Origin of the sequence: Niveispirillum sp. KHB5.9, assembly GCF_048066115.1 — a bacterium.
In the GTDB taxonomy this organism is placed as follows: domain Bacteria; phylum Pseudomonadota; class Alphaproteobacteria; order Azospirillales; family Azospirillaceae; genus Niveispirillum.
The window spans coordinates 22,454-40,013 of sequence record NZ_JBLTYX010000006.1 but is presented as its reverse complement, the minus strand read 5'-3'; the positions used below and the strand labels follow the sequence as shown (position 1 = coordinate 40,013).

The 17,560-nt window shown below is 64.5% G+C and carries 21 protein-coding genes; 10 read left to right on the top strand and 11 right to left on the bottom strand.

The features are described 5' to 3' along the window. Position 1: 1 nt before the first annotated feature. Positions 2–409, bottom strand: coding sequence for an NUDIX hydrolase (locus ACM9HJ_RS12295; protein ID WP_416572025.1), 408 nt, complete (start codon positions 407–409; stop codon positions 2–4). 288 nt (positions 410–697) lie between these two features. Here ACM9HJ_RS12295 and ACM9HJ_RS12290 point away from each other — a divergent pair, with 288 nt between their 5' ends. Further along, positions 698–1,354 (top strand): tail fiber protein, encoded by a 657-nt coding sequence (locus ACM9HJ_RS12290; protein ID WP_416572024.1) that lies wholly within the window; start codon positions 698–700, stop codon positions 1,352–1,354. Positions 1,355–1,366: 12 nt separating this feature from the next. Here ACM9HJ_RS12290 and ACM9HJ_RS12285 read toward each other — a convergent pair whose 3' ends face one another. Further along, on the bottom strand, positions 1,367–1,837 hold the full coding sequence (locus tag ACM9HJ_RS12285) for an Lrp/AsnC family transcriptional regulator (protein ID WP_416572023.1): 471 nt from the start codon (positions 1,835–1,837) through the stop codon (positions 1,367–1,369). 129 nt (positions 1,838–1,966) lie between these two features. Between ACM9HJ_RS12285 and ald the strand changes: the two genes are divergently transcribed. Further along, entirely contained in the window at positions 1,967–3,076 is a 1,110-nt protein-coding gene (ald, locus tag ACM9HJ_RS12280; protein WP_416572022.1) for an alanine dehydrogenase, read from the top strand. Positions 3,077–3,174: 98 nt separating this feature from the next. Here the strand turns inward: ald and ACM9HJ_RS12275 are convergent, their stop codons facing one another. Further along, the gene (locus tag ACM9HJ_RS12275; protein ID WP_416572021.1) at positions 3,175–3,549 is read right to left on the bottom strand and encodes a hypothetical protein; all 375 of its coding nucleotides are present in this window, start codon (positions 3,547–3,549) and stop codon (positions 3,175–3,177) included. 149 nt (positions 3,550–3,698) lie between these two features. Beyond that, on the bottom strand, positions 3,699–6,200 hold the full coding sequence (locus ACM9HJ_RS12270; protein WP_416572020.1) for a ligase-associated DNA damage response DEXH box helicase: 2,502 nt from the start codon (positions 6,198–6,200) through the stop codon (positions 3,699–3,701). Between the two features lie 103 nt (positions 6,201–6,303). On the opposite strand from ACM9HJ_RS12270, the gene ACM9HJ_RS12265 reads away from it, so the two are divergent. The 3 genes from ACM9HJ_RS12265 to ACM9HJ_RS12255 are packed head-to-tail and all read left to right on the top strand — an operon-like array spanning position 6,304 to position 7,475. Next, complete coding sequence (locus tag ACM9HJ_RS12265) at positions 6,304–6,543, top strand: FitA-like ribbon-helix-helix domain-containing protein (protein WP_416572019.1); 240 nt, start codon at positions 6,304–6,306, stop codon at positions 6,541–6,543. After that, positions 6,533–7,036 carry a type II toxin-antitoxin system VapC family toxin gene (locus ACM9HJ_RS12260; protein ID WP_416572018.1) on the top strand — a complete coding sequence of 168 codons (504 nt, stop codon included), beginning with the start codon at positions 6,533–6,535 and terminating at the stop codon, positions 7,034–7,036. Before ACM9HJ_RS12265 ends, ACM9HJ_RS12260 begins: the two co-directional genes overlap by 11 nt. Positions 7,037–7,061: 25 nt before the next feature. Next, entirely contained in the window at positions 7,062–7,475 is a 414-nt protein-coding gene (locus ACM9HJ_RS12255) for a GNAT family N-acetyltransferase (protein ID WP_416572017.1), read from the top strand. Here the strand turns inward: ACM9HJ_RS12255 and ACM9HJ_RS12250 are convergent. After that, the gene (locus tag ACM9HJ_RS12250) at positions 7,459–8,433 is read right to left on the bottom strand and encodes a hypothetical protein (protein WP_416572016.1); all 975 of its coding nucleotides are present in this window, start codon (positions 8,431–8,433) and stop codon (positions 7,459–7,461) included. The two genes, ACM9HJ_RS12255 and ACM9HJ_RS12250, sit on opposite strands and share 17 nt — an antisense overlap. 182 nt (positions 8,434–8,615) lie before the next feature. Between ACM9HJ_RS12250 and mazG the strand changes: the two genes are divergently transcribed. Both mazG and ACM9HJ_RS12240 read left to right on the top strand, forming a co-directional pair. Further along, positions 8,616–9,425 carry a nucleoside triphosphate pyrophosphohydrolase gene (gene mazG, locus ACM9HJ_RS12245; RefSeq protein WP_416572015.1) on the top strand — a complete coding sequence of 270 codons (810 nt, stop codon included), beginning with the start codon at positions 8,616–8,618 and terminating at the stop codon, positions 9,423–9,425. Positions 9,426–9,447: 22 nt separating this feature from the next. After that, positions 9,448–10,227, top strand: a complete 780-nt coding sequence (locus tag ACM9HJ_RS12240; protein WP_416572014.1) for an SDR family NAD(P)-dependent oxidoreductase — start codon at positions 9,448–9,450, stop codon at positions 10,225–10,227. A gap of 44 nt (positions 10,228–10,271) precedes the next feature. Here the strand turns inward: ACM9HJ_RS12240 and ACM9HJ_RS12235 are convergent, their stop codons facing one another. The 4 genes from ACM9HJ_RS12235 to ACM9HJ_RS12220 form a co-directional block, all read right to left on the bottom strand. After that, positions 10,272–10,880, bottom strand: a complete 609-nt coding sequence (locus ACM9HJ_RS12235) for a hypothetical protein (RefSeq protein WP_416572013.1) — start codon at positions 10,878–10,880, stop codon at positions 10,272–10,274. Positions 10,881–10,972: 92 nt separating this feature from the next. After that, complete coding sequence (locus tag ACM9HJ_RS12230) at positions 10,973–11,941, bottom strand: LysM peptidoglycan-binding domain-containing protein (protein WP_416572012.1); 969 nt, start codon at positions 11,939–11,941, stop codon at positions 10,973–10,975. Positions 11,942–11,956: 15 nt separating this feature from the next. Next, positions 11,957–12,610, bottom strand: a complete 654-nt coding sequence (locus ACM9HJ_RS12225) for a cytochrome b/b6 domain-containing protein (protein WP_416572011.1) — start codon at positions 12,608–12,610, stop codon at positions 11,957–11,959. A gap of 70 nt (positions 12,611–12,680) precedes the next feature. Next, positions 12,681–13,142 carry a c-type cytochrome gene (locus tag ACM9HJ_RS12220; protein WP_416572010.1) on the bottom strand — a complete coding sequence of 154 codons (462 nt, stop codon included), beginning with the start codon at positions 13,140–13,142 and terminating at the stop codon, positions 12,681–12,683. Between the two features lie 253 nt (positions 13,143–13,395). On the opposite strand from ACM9HJ_RS12220, the gene ACM9HJ_RS12215 reads away from it, so the two are divergent. After that, entirely contained in the window at positions 13,396–13,995 is a 600-nt protein-coding gene (locus tag ACM9HJ_RS12215) for a TIGR00730 family Rossman fold protein (RefSeq protein ID WP_416572009.1), read from the top strand. Between the two features lie 162 nt (positions 13,996–14,157). After that, positions 14,158–15,375, top strand: a complete 1,218-nt coding sequence (locus ACM9HJ_RS12210; RefSeq protein WP_416572008.1) for an NADP-dependent isocitrate dehydrogenase — start codon at positions 14,158–14,160, stop codon at positions 15,373–15,375. Between the two features lie 239 nt (positions 15,376–15,614). On the opposite strand, the gene ACM9HJ_RS12205 is transcribed toward ACM9HJ_RS12210, so the two are convergent. Together ACM9HJ_RS12205 and ACM9HJ_RS12200 are read right to left on the bottom strand one after the other, a co-directional pair. After that, positions 15,615–15,959, bottom strand: coding sequence for an ArsC family reductase (locus tag ACM9HJ_RS12205; protein ID WP_416572007.1), 345 nt, complete (start codon positions 15,957–15,959; stop codon positions 15,615–15,617). Positions 15,960–16,017: 58 nt separating this feature from the next. After that, a complete protein-coding gene (locus tag ACM9HJ_RS12200; RefSeq protein ID WP_416572006.1) occupies positions 16,018–16,431 on the bottom strand; it encodes a hemerythrin domain-containing protein in 414 nt (137 codons plus the stop codon). 196 nt (positions 16,432–16,627) lie between these two features. Between ACM9HJ_RS12200 and ACM9HJ_RS12195 the strand changes: the two genes are divergently transcribed. After that, positions 16,628–17,542, top strand: a complete 915-nt coding sequence (locus tag ACM9HJ_RS12195) for an alpha/beta hydrolase (protein WP_416572005.1) — start codon at positions 16,628–16,630, stop codon at positions 17,540–17,542. Positions 17,543–17,560: the final 18 nt, after the last annotated feature.

The following is a 17,560-nucleotide window of genomic DNA, read 5'->3' as shown; positions in this document are numbered from 1 at the left end:
CTCACGCAATTGCGTCCCGATACGCCCGCATCGCCGTCCTTGTCGATACCGTCAGCGGCCCCGGCAATGCGTCCAGGCTGAACCAGCCCCAATCGGCCATGGCATCGGGTTCCATCACCCGCGGTTCCCCCACCACGATGCGCGCCTTGTGCACGGGGTTCACCCAATGGCTGCCGGCATCGGCGTCGATCTGATCGACGACGCAGAGCAGGCCGGTCAGTTCGATCTCCACCCCCAGCTCCTCCCGGATTTCCCGCACGATGGTGACAGGCACCGGCTCCAGGAAATCAACCTTGCCGCCGGGCAGGCCCCAATGGTCCGCCTCCGGATTGCGGCGGCGCTTGACCAGCAGCAGGCGCCCTTGCCCATCGGTGATGAAGGCACCGCAGCCGACGCGGATCGTTGTCATGAAATTCCTTCCAGCATGCACAGCTAAATAGCGTAAAAATATTAACACATTAAACTATTGATCGCATTTCACGATATTACTAACCTCCTTGAATGTTCACGCCGGAACCGTGCAGCAACGCCGGACGATATGGCGTTTTTTGACCATAGGAGCTGGTGATTGATCAATCAACTCGACACATATTTTACCGGAACTGTTCTTCATGTCGGGTTTACCCGCACACCATCGGGCTGGGAGCCGTGCGCCGGCCAGCACAAGCAGGTTCGGGACAATATGGGGATCGCCTTCATGATGGGGGTCAGCGATCAAAGGGATTTGGCGCTGCCCAACCTCATGCAGGACCCATCCACACCCACAGGACTGATCCCCATCATCAATCTCTCAGGCGTGATCAAGGGCCGGCAATCGGGAGGTGCCGTACCCGCGGCCAGCGAGGTTCCGGCGCTGACCGGACAGATCCTCTATGTCGCGGCAACCTACCCTGCCGATGGCTGGGCCATATGCGACGGATCGCTGTTGCCGGTGAACAGATATTGGCCGCTGTTCAACCTGCTGGGCACCCGCTTCGGCGGAGACGGGGTGACGAATTTCGCCCTGCCCAACCTTGTCGGCCTATCCACCACCCCCAAGGGCCTGTTGCCCCTCATCTGCGTGAACGGCACCCAGCCGCAGGCCGCTCCGCCGGGAATTGACGGCTGGCCGCAGATCGACGCCTATTTCGCTCAAGTGATTTACCTGGCGTTCGACAGCCCGGTTGAAGGCTGGGCGCGTTGCGATGGCAGGTTGCTGCCGGTCGACTATAACGCGGTTCTGTTCAGCCTGCTGGGGTACCGCTTCGGCGGCGATGGAAAGCAGAGTTTCGCCCTGCCCAACCTGATGAACGCACCGACCACGCCGCCGGGCCTCGTTCCGGTCATGGCGCTGAACGGCACCTATCCGACGTAACGGCCTTGAGCCTCACCGCATCGGCACGGTGGTGCGCTTGGCCACCGTGCGCAGGGTGAAGCTGGACCGTACCCGCGCCACGCCCGGCAGGCGGGTCAGCGTCTGGGTATGCAGCCGCTCATAATCGCTGCCATCGGCCACGACGACGCGCAGCATGAAATCGGCATCGCCCGCCATCAGATAGCATTCCATCACTTCCGGGCATTCCATCACCTTGGCCTCGAACGCCCGCAAATCCTGATCCTGTTGCCGGTCCAGGGTGATCTGCACGAAAACCGACGTGCCGCGCCCCAATGCCGCCGGGCTGACCAGCGCCACATAGCCCTCGATCACGCCTTCATCCTCCAGCCTTTTCAGGCGGCGGTGACAGGCGGATGGCGACAATCCCACATGGTCGGCCAGGTCGGCGACGGAGATGCGGCCATCGGCCTGTACCTGGGTCAGAATCTTACGATCAATGGCGTCAAGGTCGGCTGGCCGCATATTCCACCACAAATGCCGGAATTCATGCACGAAACGGCCAAATAGGGCCATGGCGAACCCGGTCTTTGCAAGGACATTCACCGGCCTTCGGGCGTATTCTTCCCCCACATCCGAACAGGGAGAAAAAACATGCTCATCGGCGTTCCGAAAGAGATCAAGAATCACGAGTACCGCGTCGGCCTGATCCCCGGCAACGTGCGTCAGCTGGTGGTCCATGGCCATCAGGTGATCGTCCAGAAGGACGCCGGCACCGCCATCGGCCTGACCGACGATCAGTATGTCGCCGCCGGCGCCACCATCGTGGACAATGCCGCCGACATCTTCGCCCGTGCCGACATGGTGGTGAAGGTCAAGGAGCCGCAGCCGCAGGAATGCAAGATGCTGCGCCCCGGTCAGGTGCTGTTCACCTATCTGCACCTGGCGCCCGATCCGGAGCAGACCAAGCTGTTGCAGGAAAGCGGCGCCATCTGCATCGCGTACGAGACCGTGACCGACCGCAATGGCGGCCTGCCCCTGCTGGCGCCGATGTCGGAAGTGGCCGGCCGCATGTCCATCCAGGCCGGCGCCCACTGCCTGGAGAAATCCTATGGCGGCATCGGCATCCTGCTGGGCGGCGTGCCCGGCACGGCCCCGGCCAAGGTCGCCATCATCGGCGGCGGTGTGGTCGGCACCAATGCCGCCCGCATGGCCATGGGCCTGGAAGCCCATGTCACCGTCCTGGACAAGTCGCTGGACCGGCTGCGTCAGTTGGACCAGCAGTTCGGCCGCCGCCTGAACACCGTCTATGCCAATGTCGAAACGATCGAGCAGGCCGTGCTTGAGGCCGACCTGGTGATCGGCGCCGTGCTGGTGCCGGGTGCCGAGGCGCCGAAGGTCGTCACCCGCGATCTGGTCAGCCGCATGAAGAAGGGTGCGGTGCTGGTCGACGTCGCCATCGACCAGGGCGGCTGCTTCGAGACCAGCCACGCCACCACCCATGCCGACCCGACCTATGTCGTGGATGGCGTCATCCATTACTGCGTGGCCAACATGCCGGGTGCCGTCGCCCGTACCTCCACCTTCGCCCTGAACAACGCCACCGCCCCCTTCGTGCTGGCGCTCGCCGACAAGGGCTGGGTGCAGGCGCTGAAGGACGATGTGCATCTGCGCAACGGCCTGAACGTCGCCAAGGGTGCGCTCACATATCCCGGCATCGCGCATCTGGGCCAGATCGTCACGGCCGAGAGCGTGCTGGGCTGACGCCCGGACGCTTACCGGTGACTTAAAAAGAACGGCCGGGTCCTGTCGCGGGACCCGGCCTTTTCCATTGCCCCCTGTGGAGAGGCGGGAAACTGTTTTCAGAGCGGACGTTCGGCCACCTGCACATTGGCGCGGGCGGTGCGTACGGCACCGGCGTACTGCTGGCGGGCATTGCTCAGGTCATAGGCGCTGCGGCTCAACCGGCCGGCGATGACCGCCTGCTCGCTCTGCGTCAGGCTGGCACGGCGGCTGCGCAGTTCGGCGTTCAGGCAATCCTGATAGGCAGTGATGGCGGCGGCATAGGCGTCCACCGCCTTGGCATGGTCGGCCAGCGAAGCCGGAGCACCCGGCGCCGGCAGGGCGACACAGGCGCGGTCCAGACGGACCGCCAGATCATCGGCGGGAGCAGCATGGGCCGGCAGGGACAGGGCGGCGGCCAACAGCAGGGCGCCGACGGACAGGACCGTTTTCATGGCGTTTCTCTTCGCATGCTTGGGGTGGGGGCCTTCGTGCCCTCGTCATGTCGCTACTTATGCCGCACTGCCGAAAAAGCGGCTGTGATGCGCCCCACAGAACCCAGGACGGTTTGACGGGACAGTCATGCGGTCAGCACATCACCCGCCTACAGCAAGCGCGCCTGCCGCTCCTCCTGCGGGTGCAGCAATTCCGGCACCGCCTCCTCCAGCAACTCGTTCACCGCCTCGTCCAGCAGGGCATCGATGGCGCTGCCCTGCACCTGCTCCCGTCCGATCTCCAGGATCACCGGCACGGCCAGGGGGGAGATGCGGTCCAGGCGGCGATGATTGATGCGCCCCTGCACACGGGCCAGCATGCCGGCCACGCGGCGCACATCGGTCAGACCCGCCGCCGCATCGGCCCGCGTGGCGCGCAGCAGCACATGGCCCGGCTCATGCCGGCGCAGCACGTCATAGATCAGTTCGGCACTGAACATCACCTGCCGCCCCGTCTTCTCCTGCCCCGGATGACGGCGTTCGATCAGACCTGAAATGACTGCCACATACCGGAACAGGCGTTTCAGCATGGATGATTCCTCCATCCATGCTTCCAGATCATCGCCCAGCATATCCTGGTCGAACAGCAGATCCAGATTGGTCGCCGGCTTCAGCGACCAGATGGCCAGCACATAATCGGTGGCGACAAAGCCCAGCGGATGCAGCCCCGCCCGTTCCATCCGCCGCGTCAGCAGCATGCCCAGCGTCTGATGCGCGTTGCGCCCCTCGAAGCAATAGGCGACTAGATATTCCTTGTCGTTGCGCGGAAAGCTTTCCACCAGCAGGCCGCTCGCATCGGGCAGCACGGATTTATACTGCTGCAGGCGCAGCCATTCCTGCACGGCGTCGGGAAACCCGCCCCATTGGCGCGGGTCGGACAGCAATGCCCGCACCCGGTCGGCCAGATGGGTGGACAGCGGCAGCCGCCCGCCGGCATAGGCCGGCACCTTGGGCGTGCCGTCGCCACCCTTGGCGGCGATCACGTCATTGTCACGGATGCCGACGAATTTCAGCAGTTGGCCCGCGAAGATGAACGTATCGCCCGGCGCCAGGCCATTGACGAAATATTCCTCCACCCGCCCCAGCACCTGCCCCCGGTTCAGCCGTACGGTCAGCATCACCTCTTCCACAATGGTGCCGACATTCAGGCGGAACTGCCGCTGCACCAGCGGGCTGGCGATCTGCCACAGGCCGGTTTCCGGGTCCTGGGCCAGCCGCTTGAACTTCTCATAGGCACCCAGGGCATAGCCGCCCGTGGCCACGAAATCGAAGACATCGTCGAATTCGTCACGCGACAGATCGGCATAGGGGGCCGCCCGCACCGTCTCCGCATACAGCGCATCGGCACTGAAGGGTGCGGAACAGGCGACACCGGTAATGTGCTGGGCCAGCACGTCCAGCGCGCCCGGGCGCGGGGGATCGCCGTCCAGGGTACCGGCCTTGATCGCGGCCACCGCCGCCTCGCATTCCAGCACCTCGAACCGGTTGCCGGGCACCAGCAAGGCCTTGGACGCCTCGTCCAGCCGGTGGTTGGCACGGCCGATCCGCTGCAGCAGACGCGACACGCCCTTGGGTGCCCCCACCTGCACCACCAGATCGATCCCCGCCCAGTCGATACCCAGGTCGAGTGAGGAGGTGGCGACCACGGCGCGCAGCTTGCCGGCCGCCATCGCCGCCTCCACCTTGCGCCGCTGTTCAACGGCCAGCGACCCGTGATGCAGGGCGATGGGCAGGTTGTCGGCATTCAGGCGCCATAGTTCCTGGAACACCAGTTCCGCCTGGGCGCGGGTATTCACGAAGACCAGGGTGGTGCCATGGTCGCGGATGCGCTGATGCACCTCCCCCATCGCATGCAGGGCCATATGGCCGGCCCAGGGTAGATGCTCCTTGGTGGCCAGGATCTCCACATTCGGCGGCGCCCCCGGCCGGCCGCGCACCACCCGCACCGGCGCCAACTCCCCCGCATCATCATGCAGCCGCCCCGTGGGCGACAGCCAGGCGGTCAGCCCGTCGGGATCGGCCACCGTCGCCGACAGACCGGCACGCAGGGCCAGCGGCGCCAGGGCGGACAGCCGCGCCAGCCCCAGGGCCAGCTGGTCCCCGCGCTTGGTGCCGGCCAGGGCATGCAACTCATCGATGACGATGCGGCGCAGCGGCCGGAAAATCTCCGCCGCCTCCGGATAGGAGAGCATCAGCGCCAGGCTCTCCACCGTCGTCATCAGGATGTGCGGCGGGCGGGTGCGCTGGCGTGCCCGTTTGGCTTCCGGCGTGTCGCCCGTCCGCGTCTCCGCCCGGATGGGCAGGCGCAAACTGGCAATGGGTGCTTCCAAGTTACGCTGGATATCGACGGCCAGCGCCTTCAGCGGCGAGATATAGAGCGTATGCAGCCCCTCGCGCGGGCGTTCGGACAGGTCGATCAGACTGGGCAGGAACCCCGCCAGCGTCTTGCCCGCACCTGTTGGTGCGATCAGCAGCGCATGCATGCCGTCGCGTGCCGCCTGCACCATCCCCAGCTGGTGCGGTCGCGGGCTCCAGCCCTGGGCCCGGAACCAGCCGGCGATGCCAGGGGGGATCAGGTCGTCAGGGAGGGTATCGGGCGGGGAGCTGTCCATCTTACAATGTGCCGGAACAAAAAATGAACATACAAGGATTTGCACCCAGTATCAACCGGACGAAATATGATACTATCCGCGAACGCCGATGTGGAACGCTGCCATGCCTGTCCATCTGACCATCCATGACGCGCCTGACGAACTGATCGCCCGCGTGAAGCACCAAGCCCAACGGCACCGGCGCAGCCTTCAGGGCGAAGTATTGGCCATACTTGAAGAAGCCGTGCCATCGCAGGCGCCCGAACTGTCCATCGAGGATCTGACACAAGCCGTCCGTGCCCTGGGCCTGACGGGACCGTCGGAAGCGGCAGAGCTGATCCGGGCGGACAGGAATGCCCGATAAGGTCATAGATGCATCGGCCATTGCGGCGCTGTTGTTCGGAGAGCCCGAAGGGCAGACAATTGCCGGCCTTCTGAAGGGCTGTGGGTTGGTGGCGCCCAAGTTGCTGCGGTACGAAATCGGCAATATCTGCTGGAAGAAAATCCGGCGTACGCCTAGCCAGCGCGACGCCCTGGAAGCCGCATTCGACCTATTCACCCGTTTGCGCGTGGACTACCGGCCTATTGACGCCATTGAAGTCTTGGCCATGGCAACCGCAAAGCATCTGACTTTCTATGATGCGACATATGTCTGGCTGGCGAAAGCGCACGGGCTGGAACTGGTGACGCTCGACAAGCCGCTTGGACTCAAAGCTAGTTCAATGGTCACCGTTTTGCCGACACCGACACCCCGCCGTGTAGGGACCCTGGAAGGGAAGTACACCATACCCGACGATTTCGACGAAATGGGTCGTGCGGAAATCGGAGCCATGGTCTATGGCGAGGATGAGAAATGACTCCCTCCTGATTGGTTCACCATCCATGATCCGCCCCGCCGCCGAAGCCGACATCCCCGAATTGATGCGTATCCGTGCCGCCGTGCAGGAGAACCGGTTGTCCGATCCGGCCCGTGTGCCGGCTTCGGCCTATCTGGATTTCCTGACCTTCAGCCGCATCTGGCTGTTCGAGGATGAAGGCGGCATCCTTGGCTTCACCGCCGCCGATCCGCGTGACGGCAGCATCTGGGCCCTGTTCACCGACCCGGCGGCGGAAGGGCGTGGCATCGGCAAGGCGCTGCTGCTCCATGCGTTGGACGATCTGCGCTCCACCGGCTGGGAGGAGGCGCGCCTGTCCACCGCCCCGGGCACCCGCGCCGACGCCTTCTACCGTCGCCAGGGATGGCAGCCCTCCCACATGACCGAAGGCGGGGAACAGGGCTTCACGAAGGCGCTGTGACCCCACCCGCGCGTGGCAACAGGATCAGGCGCTTACCCGGATAGTCGAAGGTGACGTTCCAGCGGCGCAGCGCGCCCGCCCCGATGGTGCCGATGCTGCCGCCCATCTTCAGGCTGCCGGGCGGGCTGTAGAGGCTGGGCACGGCCGGCATGGCCGCACCCGCGGCGCGCAGGACAACGGCATCCCCTTCCCGCTGTTCCTCCAGCCCGTTGATATAGCAGGCATGGCGGGTCTTACCGCCGGCCGGCGGCATCAGGAAGGCCGGGTCAGTGCCCACGCGCAGCAGCAGGGCGGTGTTCTTGCCGCTGTCGACATGGAACAGCCCATCGGCCTGGCGCCCGTCCGGCAGGGTGACGCCCGCCTGGACATAGATGTGCCCGTCCTTGAATTCCAACGGCAGGATGGTGGCGCCCGATGGCGGCGCCCAGCCCTTGGGATCATGCAAGCGCAGGCGGTCGGCATCGAAATCCGCCTCCACCACATAATGGCGCAGCAGGTCGGCCCCGACGATGCCGCGCACGCCCATTTTGTCCAGCCGGTCACGGCAGGGCATGGTGTCGATGGGCACGGCGATCATCGGCAGGTCGCGCAGGGCCACCGGCCCCATATCCACGGTGAAGCCGAAGCGGAAGGACCCGATAGGGCTGGCCGGGCTGTCACCCAGCTTCTGCGCGTCCGAGAGGTCCAGGCCCAACGGCGCCGTCTCCGCCCCCGCCAGCAGGACGGAGACCGGGGCGCCCGTGTCCAGGGCGAACAGCAGGTCAGCCTTGCCATTCACCTTGGCCGGAAAAGTGATCAAGCCATCCATGTCCTGCATGGGCAGTTCCAGCGGCAACGGGCCGGCCGGCACGGCCATGGCCGCATCACGCGCCTGCTGGAACCGCATACTGTCCACCACCAGACAACCCGGCAACAGCGCCAGGGCCGCCACCATCATCCATCCCAAACCTGTCTTCATGATCCCAACCGCCTTGATTTTCTCCCACCAGCCATGAACCAAGGTGGCAATCCCGGCAATGTCGCTTGGCCCCCTGCACATGGGGCCAATTCGCCCCACCGCCCATCCCTGCCCTGGCATCGCCCCGCCCCGTCCGATAAGGTCGGCACCGGACCCGATGAACCCCACGCATGGGACGCGCGATGACGGACAATCTTACCCGCCTGCTGGACATCATGGCCCGGCTGCGCGACCCCGATGGCGGCTGCCCCTGGGACCTGGAGCAGGATTTCGCCACCATCGCCCCACACACCATCGAGGAAGCCTATGAGGTGGCGGACGCCATCCAGTCCGGCGACATGATGGCGGTGAAGGACGAACTGGGCGATCTGCTGTTCCAGACCGTGTTCTATGCCCAGATGGGCAAGGAGCGCGGGCTGTTTGATTTCAATGCCATCGCCGGCCATATCGCCGACAAGATGATCCGCCGCCACCCCCATGTGTTCGGCGAGGTATCGGTGAACACGGCCGACGACCAGGTGAAGCATTGGGAGGAGTTGAAGGCGCGCGAACGGGCCGAAAAGGCCGCCGCCAGCGGCATCCCACCATCGGCCCTGGACGGCGTGACGCCCGGCCTGCCCGCCCTGACGCGGGCGGTGAAATTACAGAAGCGCGCCGCCCGCGTCGGCTTCGATTGGACCCGCGCCGACGAGATCCTGGACAAGATCGAAGAGGAGATCGGGGAGCTGCGGACAGAGATCAAGGCGCTGCAACAGGACAAGGCCCGCGTGCAGGACGAGATGGGCGACCTGCTGTTCGCGCTGGTCAATCTGGCCCGCCGGCTGGATGTCGACCCCGAAACCGCCCTGCGCGGTACCAATTCCAAGTTCGACCGACGGTTCCGCTTTGTCGAACAAGCGCTTGCCGGACAGGGCAAAAACCCGACGGACAGCACATTGGACGAGATGGAAGCGCTGTGGGTCGATGCGAAAAAGACCGAGCGCGGTATTTGATCAGGACTGGGAGAGACTGAAGATGACGAACGTCCCCTACGCCCCCAAGGTGGTGATGATCACCGGTGCCACCGGCGCTTTCGGTGCCGCGTTCGCCCGGCGCTTCGCGGAACTGGGGTCCAGGTTGATCCTGACAGGCCGTGACCTGAACAAGTTCAAGGACTTGCTGGACGAGGTGAAGGTACCCGTCCATCTGATGAAGTTCGATGTGCGCGACCGCAAGGCGGTGGAGGCGGAACTGGCCGTCCTGCCGGCGGAATTCCGCGATATCGACCTGCTGGTCAACAATGCCGGTCTGGCGCTGGGCGCCGATCCCGCCTTCAAGGCCAATCTGGATGATTGGGAGGTGATGATCGACACCAATGACAAGGCGCTGGCCATCATCACCGGCCTGATCCTGCCGGGCATGGTGGAACGCGGCCATGGCCATATCATCAATATCAGCTCCACGGCCGGGTCGTACCCGTACCCCGGCGGCCATGTCTATTGCGCGTCAAAGGCCTTCGTCACCCAGTTCAGCCTGGCCCTGCGCGCCGACCTGATCGGCACGGGCGTGCGCGTCACCTCGGTCGAACCGGGCATGGTGCAGACCGATTTCAGCCTGGTGCGCTTCAAGGGCGATGCGGAAAAGGCCGCCAAGGTCTATGCCGACACCGTGCCACTGACGGCGGAAGATGTAGCGGAAACAGTGACCTGGGCCGCGACCCTGCCACCGCGCTTCAACGTGAACCGGGTGGAGATCATGCCCACGACCCAGGGGCCAGGGGCACTGGGCGTGTATCGCACGCCGAAGGGAGCGTAGTCAGGTCGAGCCGAAGTGCAGCGGACGGATAACCTTTGGCGCCGCTATGGCGACGGCGCAGTTGTGGGGGCGTTGGACGACGGGCACGGCTGAGCGTCTTCAATCCAGTCGAAACCCAGGCGGCCCGGCCGGACAACGACCCGCACGCAACCACCCAATGTCACAAATCCCTTGCGTGCCTCAGAGACCTGAAGATCGGCTTCCCATCCTGTCCCAGGGTCACGCAATCTATAGGTCTCAATTTTAGTAACGGCACGCGATGTGGACACGCTTCTCATGCCGACAACGTTCATGTTGTGGATCGAATATTCAGCCACATCGTAAGCGTTGAACCAGACCGCGAAGCCCAGAGGCCAGAAGATCAGCGCAAAGCCGCTGACAATCGCCCATACCCACTTCCACGCCGCAGAAAAGCTTAAACGGCTGTCCCGACCTCGTTTCTTGCTCAGGGGGTGGCATCGCCAGGTAAAAATCCCTATGACGAACACAGGCAGGATGTATGTGCCCCACCGCATATTCACGAAATCCGTTTGATATGATCCGGGCAAATACGCCAGTGGAGTAAACGCGACAGCGGCGCCCAATATGAAGGCGACAATCAGCACGATGATCCAGCCGATACCTCGGCCGATCTTTGCAAAAAAATCCTTCATCCTGGAGGCGCCGATATTTGGTCGATCACGAGGTGCCCGCAGCGACGGTGGTCAAAGTGTTTGCATCGTTGGCGGTGTGCATCCAGCCGGGATCACTGCCCGTCCGGGATCAGGAATATCTGGCCCGGATAGATCAGGTCGGCATCGCGGATCTGGGCCTGGTTGGCCTCGAAGATCACGGTATAGCGGATACCGTCGCCATAGGAACGCCGGGCGATGGCCCAGAGATTGTTGCCCGGCACCACCACCACGGCGCGGCCGGCCAGGGCCTGTTCGGGGATCGGCTTCTTGTCGAAATTCACCTCGGCCCGGCTGATCACCTTGCTGTCGGCACCGACCTGATCGACACGCAGACTGTACTGGCCGTCATCGAAGATGCGGTCGGGCGTGATGGACCAGCGGCCGTCATTATCCGCCTTGGTACGGCCGGCCAGATTGTTCTGGAGATAAAGCATCACCTCCGTCCCCGGCTTGGCCTGCCCACCGACGCTGACCTTGCCGCCGCGATCGTAATCGACCGTGTCGATGGTCACCTCCCCCGCCGGACGCGGAGCGCCGCCCTGCGACAGGGACCGGGGCGCCTGCAGCACCCGGCTGCCATCGCTGCCCGACAGCACGGCCAGCGCATCGCCCTCCCCGCGCCGGCCAGCCAGATCGCGGTCACGCTCGGGCACGGCCAGGACGACGGTCGATTCCCCGCGGGTCAGGGCGCCATCGGCCCCCACCTGCTCCAGTCGCAGTTCCCGCGCACCGGGCGGCAATGCGTCGGACGGCAGAAACACCCATTCGCCACGCGCATCGGCCACGACACTGCCCAGCAGCTTGTCCCCGTCCAGGATATTGACCTTGGCTCCTGGCACAGCCCGGCCGGCGATGACGGCGCTGCCCGTCGGTTCCACCCGCACCACATCGAAGGATGGCAGGCTGGCCTTCTTTGCCGCCGGGGCTTGGGCCGCCTGCTTGGCAGAGCCACCGGTACCCGGCGACTGCAATTGCCAGGCGGCGATACCGACGATGGCGACGGCCAGGACGGCGATGGGGATCAGGATCTTGCGGTTCACGGGAAACATGACCTTTCAGGCGAAGCTGACCAGTGCCCAGATGGTGGTGGCCGATATTGCCGCGACAACCAAGGCGCGGACAAGGGAAACGATCCGGGGCGCGGGGTGGCTGGCCGGGAGGGTTACCCATCCCGTCACCATGGGCCGCACCAGATCCAGCCGCTTCCATAGGGCATAGACCAGGATGGCCACGATATGCAGGCCGGCGATCGCCAGCAGGATGTTGAAATTGTTCAGATGGATGGTGCGCATCAGCGACGCCGTAGCACCACTGACATGTTCCACCAGCGGCCCGTCGGTCATGATGCCGTCACTGGTGAACAGGCCCGACACGGCCTGCATGCCGACGACCAGCAGCAGGCCCAGCACGGCCAACGCGCCCAGGGCATTGTGTCCGGCATGCGGGGCCAGGCGGCCGGGGGCCCGCAATTCCCTTATATGATGCAGGATGGCGGCAGGGCCGCGCACAAACTGGATGAAACGCGCCGTGTCGGACCCGATCAGGCCCCAGAGGATGCGGAACAGCACCAGCCCCAGCACGCCATAGCCGAAGCGCATGTGCCAGTCGAACGCCCCCTTCTCGCCCGTGATCCAGGCACCCGCGATGCAAAGAACCAACAGCCAGTGGAACAGCCGCGTGGGCAGGTCCCAGATCAATGTCTTGCGCATGGGCCGATCTCCGTCGGCTGCGGGAAGGAAGGCCCCCGCACCGCCAGGCACGGGGGCCGCACGAACTTTCTTATTCGCGATAGGCTTCGTGGCAGGCCTTGCAGGTGCCGCCGACCTTGCCAAGCTGCGCACCGATGGCGGCCTTGTCGCCGCCGGCCGCCACCTGGACCAGGGTCGCCGCTTCGGTCTGGAACGAAGCGGCCTTGGCCTTGAAATCATCCATCTTGGCCCAGATCTCGGGCTTGGCCTCGCTCTTGGCCACGCCCACGGCAGTGCCGGCTGGCCACCAGCCGGGGAAGGCCTTGGCCACGCCATCGATCGTCGCGGCGGCGGCCTGGACATCGGCCACGGTGCCGGTGCCCTCCTTCAGGAAGCCGCCGATGGCCTTCATGGCACCACCGGCCTTCTTCAGTTCGGCCTTGCGGGCGTCGATCACCGCCGTCGGGTCCTGCGCCTGGGCAGTGACGACGAAACCGGTCAGGCTGGCCGCGGCGATGATGCCGGCCGCAAGCGCGCCATAACGATGCTTCATTACTCAACTCCTCCGTCTGCGGTGCCGGGGCGCGGGGGTGGTCCCGGCTGGGGGTAGAGTGGGGTCCTTCGAATGGAAGGTCACCACACAGGAGATTGGGGTGCGCTTGTGTCCGATCAACATATGGTGTAGGGCCGAAGGGATCGACAGCGTACCCTTATCGCACCTGCGGGAGAGTGCCCGTTGTCGGGGTCCATTTGCAAGCCGTGCCAGGAGGCGCGGGCCCGTCCGTCTGTTCAGGAAAGTGTCACCCATGTCGTCCATCCGTACCGTCTGTGTCTATTGCGGCTCCTCCGATTTCGTTGCCGACAGCTTCAAGGAGGCCGCCCGCCAAACCGGCGAAAAGCTGGCCGAGAACGGCTATGACATCGTCTATGGTGGCGGGCGCGTGGGTTTGATGGGCATCGTGGCCGATGCCGGCCTGAAGGGCGGGGCCAAGGTCGTGGGCATCATCCCCGACCATATCAAGCGCTATGAGGTCGACCATACCGGCCTGTCCGAACTGATCGTCGTGGAGAGCATGCATATCCGCAAGCAGATGATGGTGGAGCGTTCCGACGCCTTCGTCATCCTGCCCGGCGGCATCGGCACCCTGGACGAGATGTTCGAGATCATCACCTGGCGCCAGCTGCGCCTGCACGGCAAGCCCGTGGTCATCGTCAACACGGACGGGTTCTGGAACCCGCTGGTGGCGCTGATGGAGCACATGACGGAGACCGGTTTCATGCGCAAGCCGAACCTGCCGGGCGCTGAGGACCGCCTCTACCATGTGGTGGACAGCGTCGAAGACGCCGTCAGCCTGCTTGCCCGCCTGAAGGAGGCGGCGCATAAGGTTCAAACCGATCGGATGTGAAGGCCAGGGCATTGTTTTTGTCGCAGCCCAGCCCCGCATCTTGAATGAAAATTACCCGGTAGCGTCTGGTTGCGACCGGCTCGCGAATGGGCTTTATTGACCAATGCCGGGCCGGACGCTGGATCGCCGCCGGCACCCTTCTTACCCTGGGAGAGCGCCCCCATGTCGAAGATCAAAGTCGTCAATCCCATCGTGGAACTCGACGGCGACGAAATGACCCGCGTGATCTGGCAGTTCATCAAGGACCGCCTGATCCTTCCGTACCTGGACGTTGACCTGAAATACTATGATCTGGGCGTCGAGCATCGCGACGCCACGGACGACAAGGTCACCGTGGAGTCCGCCGAGGCCATCAAGCATTACGGCGTGGGCGTGAAGTGCGCCACCATCACCCCGGACGAAGACCGGGTGAAGGAATTCAAGCTGAAGCAGATGTGGAAGTCGCCCAACGGCACGATCCGCAACATCCTGGGCGGCACCGTGTTCCGCGAGCCGATCATCTGCAAGAACGTGCCGCGCCTGGTGCCGGGCTGGACCCAGCCCATCGTCATCGGCCGTCACGCCTTCGGTGACCAGTACAAGGCCACGGACTTCATCATCCCCGGTGCGGGCCGCCTGTCGATCACCTTCACCAGCGCCGATGGCACCAGCAACATCCGCCACACCGTCTTCGACTTTGACGGGCCGGGCGTTGCCATGGGCATGTACAATGTCGACGAGTCGATCCGCGGCTTCGCCCGGGCCTGCATGAATTACGGCCTGCTGCGCAACTACCCGGTCTATCTGTCGACCAAGAACACGATCCTGAAGGCCTATGACGGCCGCTTCAAGGACCTGTTCCAGGAAGTGTTCGACGCCGAGTTCGCCGACAAGTTCAAGGCCGCCGGCATCACCTATGAACACCGCCTGATCGACGACATGGTCGCTTCGGCCCTGAAGTGGTCCGGTAATTTCCTGTGGGCCGCCAAGAACTATGACGGCGACGTGCAGTCCGATCTGGTGGCGCAGGGCTTCGGCTCGCTGGGCCTGATGACGTCGGTCCTGATGACGCCCGACGGCAAGACGGTGGAAGCGGAAGCCGCCCACGGCACCGTGACCCGCCATTACCGCGAGCACCAGAAGGGCAAGCCCACCTCCACCAACCCGATCGCCAGCATCTTCGCCTGGACCCAGGGCCTGACCTATCGCGGCAAGTTCGACGAGACGCCGGACGTGGTGGATTTCGCCAAGACCCTGGAACGCGTCTGCGTGGACACGGTTGAGTCGGGCTACATGACCAAGGACCTGGCCACCCTGATCGGTCCGGACCAGAAGTGGCTGACCACCCAGGACTTCCTGGCCAAGCTGGACGAGAACCTGCAGGCCGCCCGCGCCAAGTAAGGCCGGACGGACCACAAGGTTCCGAGAGTATAAGGAAACCCCGGCCGTGGCGACGCGGCCGGGGTTTTCGTTTGGGGCACGCCCCTTCGTCATCCCGGCGAAAGCCGGGACCCAGGGGCCTCAGGCTCTACGGTGCGGTTCTCCTTGCCAAACGCGGCCGAGAGGTCGGGCGTTTGGCCCCTGGGTCCCGGCTTTCGCCGGGATGACGGGGAAAATGATACCGTTTAATCAGAAAGGCCTTAAAACAGCGTACCGTAAATCTCCGGCTTGAAGCCCACGGTCAGGGTGCCGTCACGATCCAGCACTGGCCGCTTGATCATCGAGGGCTGTTCCAGCATCAGGGCGATGGCGCGGTCGCGGTCAATGCCCTGCCTGGCCTCGTCTGGCAGCTTCTTGAAGGTCGTGCCGGCGCGGTTAAGCACGATCTCCCAGCCCAGCGCATCCACCCAGGCCGACAGGCGGTCGCGATCGATGCCCGACACCTTGTAGTCATGGAACTGGTAGGCGACGCCCTTGGCATCCAGCCAGTCACGGGCCTTCTTCATCGTGTCGCAGTTCTTGATGCCGTAAAGGGTGATCGGCATGGGGCCGCTCCGTCAGGTCGTATATGATGGCCGGGTGTAACCCGCCCGTCCCGCCGGTTCAAGCCGCGCGGCGGGCGGCCATTTCCTCATACCGTGCGTAAAGGATCGCCTCCTCCTTGTGCCAGCGCGACTGCAGCAGCGCGTGCATGCGGCCGAAATCGATGGCGAATTCCATGCCCGAGCCGCCATCCTGATACTTGTCGAAGAAGCCCAGGATCTGGTCGCCCAGCGCCACCATCTCCTGGCTGAACTGGTCGGCCGTGGCGGCGCGGGCGGGGTCCTGGCGGGCCAATTCGCGGTAATCGGGATAGAATTCCTCATTCTCCCGCCGGATATGGTCGACGAACAGTTCGCGCGCCGCCATCAGCGTCTGGCGCCCTTCCGCCGTGCCGATCCCCTGCTGGCGCACACGGTCCAGAACGATGCGCAGTTCGGCATGGTCATGCTTCAGTTGCGGGACGATGCGGCTCATGATGCGATCTCCATAAAAATGTATTTAAAATGCATCTTATTGCCGGATCGGCGGGCGAACCATGTGGCGGGGTGTCGCGGCGGGGCTTGCCTGACACAGGGTAGACAGGCATCATTGTCCACCGGTTACCATAAGAATAATCCGAGGGATGGACATGTCGGTTTCGCGGCGCGGCTGGTTGCGCGGGGCGGGTTTGATGGCGATAACGGCAGCGTTACCAGCGGTGGCCCTGGCCGATACGCCCGACGTGCTGGAAATCTGGCCCGGCGGCGTCGCCCCCGGATCGAAGGGCACGGCCCTGGTGCAGAAGATGGTGGAACGCAGCCAGGACCCGGCCCGGCCCGACCGCTATATGGAGGGGATTACCCGCCCCTATCTGACCATTCACCGCCCCGCCAGGCCGGATGGCCGCGCCCTGCTGATCATGCCGGGCGGCGGGTACCAGCGGGTGGTGGTGGACAAGGAAGGGGGCGAGCTGGCGCCGCTGCTGACCGCCCAGGGCTTCACGATATTCGTGCTGACCTATCGCCTGCCGGGGGAGGCACCGCAGCATGGGCCGACGGTGGCGTTGCAGGATGCGCAGCGGGCCATGCGGGTGATCCGGCAGAAGGCCAAGGGGTTCAGGATCGATCCGGACCGGCTGGGCGTCATGGGCTTTTCCGCCGGCGGGCATGTGGCCGCCACCCTGGGCACGAAATTCGCGGAAACGGTTTACGAGCCAGTGGATGCGGCCGACACGCAGTCGGCGAAGCCGGACAAGCTGGCCCTTGTCTATCCGGTCATCGATATGGGGCTGGCGGCGCATACCGGATCACGTGACCGGATGCTGGGGCCGAACCCGTCGGAGGAGGCGGTGGCGCGTTTTTCCGTCGACCGCAACGTGACGGCCCAAACGCCACCGACCTTCCTGCTGCATGCGGCGGACGATACCGCCGTGCCGGTGGAAAACAGCCTGTTGTTCCATGCCGCCTGCCGCAAGGTGGGGGTGGCGGTGGAGATGCATATCTATGCCAGGGGCGGCCACGGCTTCGGCCATGGGGCGAGGATCGCGGCGGACAACCCGCTGAAGCGGTGGCCGGAGCTGTTCGTGGAGTGGTACGGGCGGGGGTGAAGTTGCCGCAAAAGCCGT

Excerpts from the sequence above, each read along its gene's own strand:
- ACM9HJ_RS12295 (WP_416572025.1), bottom strand. The coding sequence starts at position 409 with ATGACAACGATCCGCGTCGGCTGCGGTGCCTTCATCACCGATGGGCAA.
- ACM9HJ_RS12290 (WP_416572024.1), top strand. The coding sequence starts at position 698 with ATGATGGGGGTCAGCGATCAAAGGGATTTGGCGCTGCCCAACCTCATG.
- ACM9HJ_RS12285 (WP_416572023.1), bottom strand. The coding sequence starts at position 1,837 with ATGCGGCCAGCCGACCTTGACGCCATTGATCGTAAGATTCTGACCCAG.
- ald (WP_416572022.1), top strand. The coding sequence starts at position 1,967 with ATGCTCATCGGCGTTCCGAAAGAGATCAAGAATCACGAGTACCGCGTC.
- ACM9HJ_RS12275 (WP_416572021.1), bottom strand. The coding sequence starts at position 3,549 with ATGAAAACGGTCCTGTCCGTCGGCGCCCTGCTGTTGGCCGCCGCCCTG.
- ACM9HJ_RS12270 (WP_416572020.1), bottom strand. The coding sequence starts at position 6,200 with ATGGACAGCTCCCCGCCCGATACCCTCCCTGACGACCTGATCCCCCCT.
- ACM9HJ_RS12265 (WP_416572019.1), top strand. The coding sequence starts at position 6,304 with ATGCCTGTCCATCTGACCATCCATGACGCGCCTGACGAACTGATCGCC.
- ACM9HJ_RS12260 (WP_416572018.1), top strand. The coding sequence starts at position 6,533 with ATGCCCGATAAGGTCATAGATGCATCGGCCATTGCGGCGCTGTTGTTC.
- ACM9HJ_RS12255 (WP_416572017.1), top strand. The coding sequence starts at position 7,062 with ATGATCCGCCCCGCCGCCGAAGCCGACATCCCCGAATTGATGCGTATC.
- ACM9HJ_RS12250 (WP_416572016.1), bottom strand. The coding sequence starts at position 8,433 with ATGAAGACAGGTTTGGGATGGATGATGGTGGCGGCCCTGGCGCTGTTG.
- mazG (WP_416572015.1), top strand. The coding sequence starts at position 8,616 with ATGACGGACAATCTTACCCGCCTGCTGGACATCATGGCCCGGCTGCGC.
- ACM9HJ_RS12240 (WP_416572014.1), top strand. The coding sequence starts at position 9,448 with ATGACGAACGTCCCCTACGCCCCCAAGGTGGTGATGATCACCGGTGCC.
- ACM9HJ_RS12235 (WP_416572013.1), bottom strand. The coding sequence starts at position 10,880 with ATGAAGGATTTTTTTGCAAAGATCGGCCGAGGTATCGGCTGGATCATC.
- ACM9HJ_RS12225 (WP_416572011.1), bottom strand. The coding sequence starts at position 12,610 with ATGCGCAAGACATTGATCTGGGACCTGCCCACGCGGCTGTTCCACTGG.
- ACM9HJ_RS12220 (WP_416572010.1), bottom strand. The coding sequence starts at position 13,142 with ATGAAGCATCGTTATGGCGCGCTTGCGGCCGGCATCATCGCCGCGGCC.
- ACM9HJ_RS12215 (WP_416572009.1), top strand. The coding sequence starts at position 13,396 with ATGTCGTCCATCCGTACCGTCTGTGTCTATTGCGGCTCCTCCGATTTC.
- ACM9HJ_RS12210 (WP_416572008.1), top strand. The coding sequence starts at position 14,158 with ATGTCGAAGATCAAAGTCGTCAATCCCATCGTGGAACTCGACGGCGAC.
- ACM9HJ_RS12205 (WP_416572007.1), bottom strand. The coding sequence starts at position 15,959 with ATGCCGATCACCCTTTACGGCATCAAGAACTGCGACACGATGAAGAAG.
- ACM9HJ_RS12200 (WP_416572006.1), bottom strand. The coding sequence starts at position 16,431 with ATGAGCCGCATCGTCCCGCAACTGAAGCATGACCATGCCGAACTGCGC.
- ACM9HJ_RS12195 (WP_416572005.1), top strand. The coding sequence starts at position 16,628 with ATGGCGATAACGGCAGCGTTACCAGCGGTGGCCCTGGCCGATACGCCC.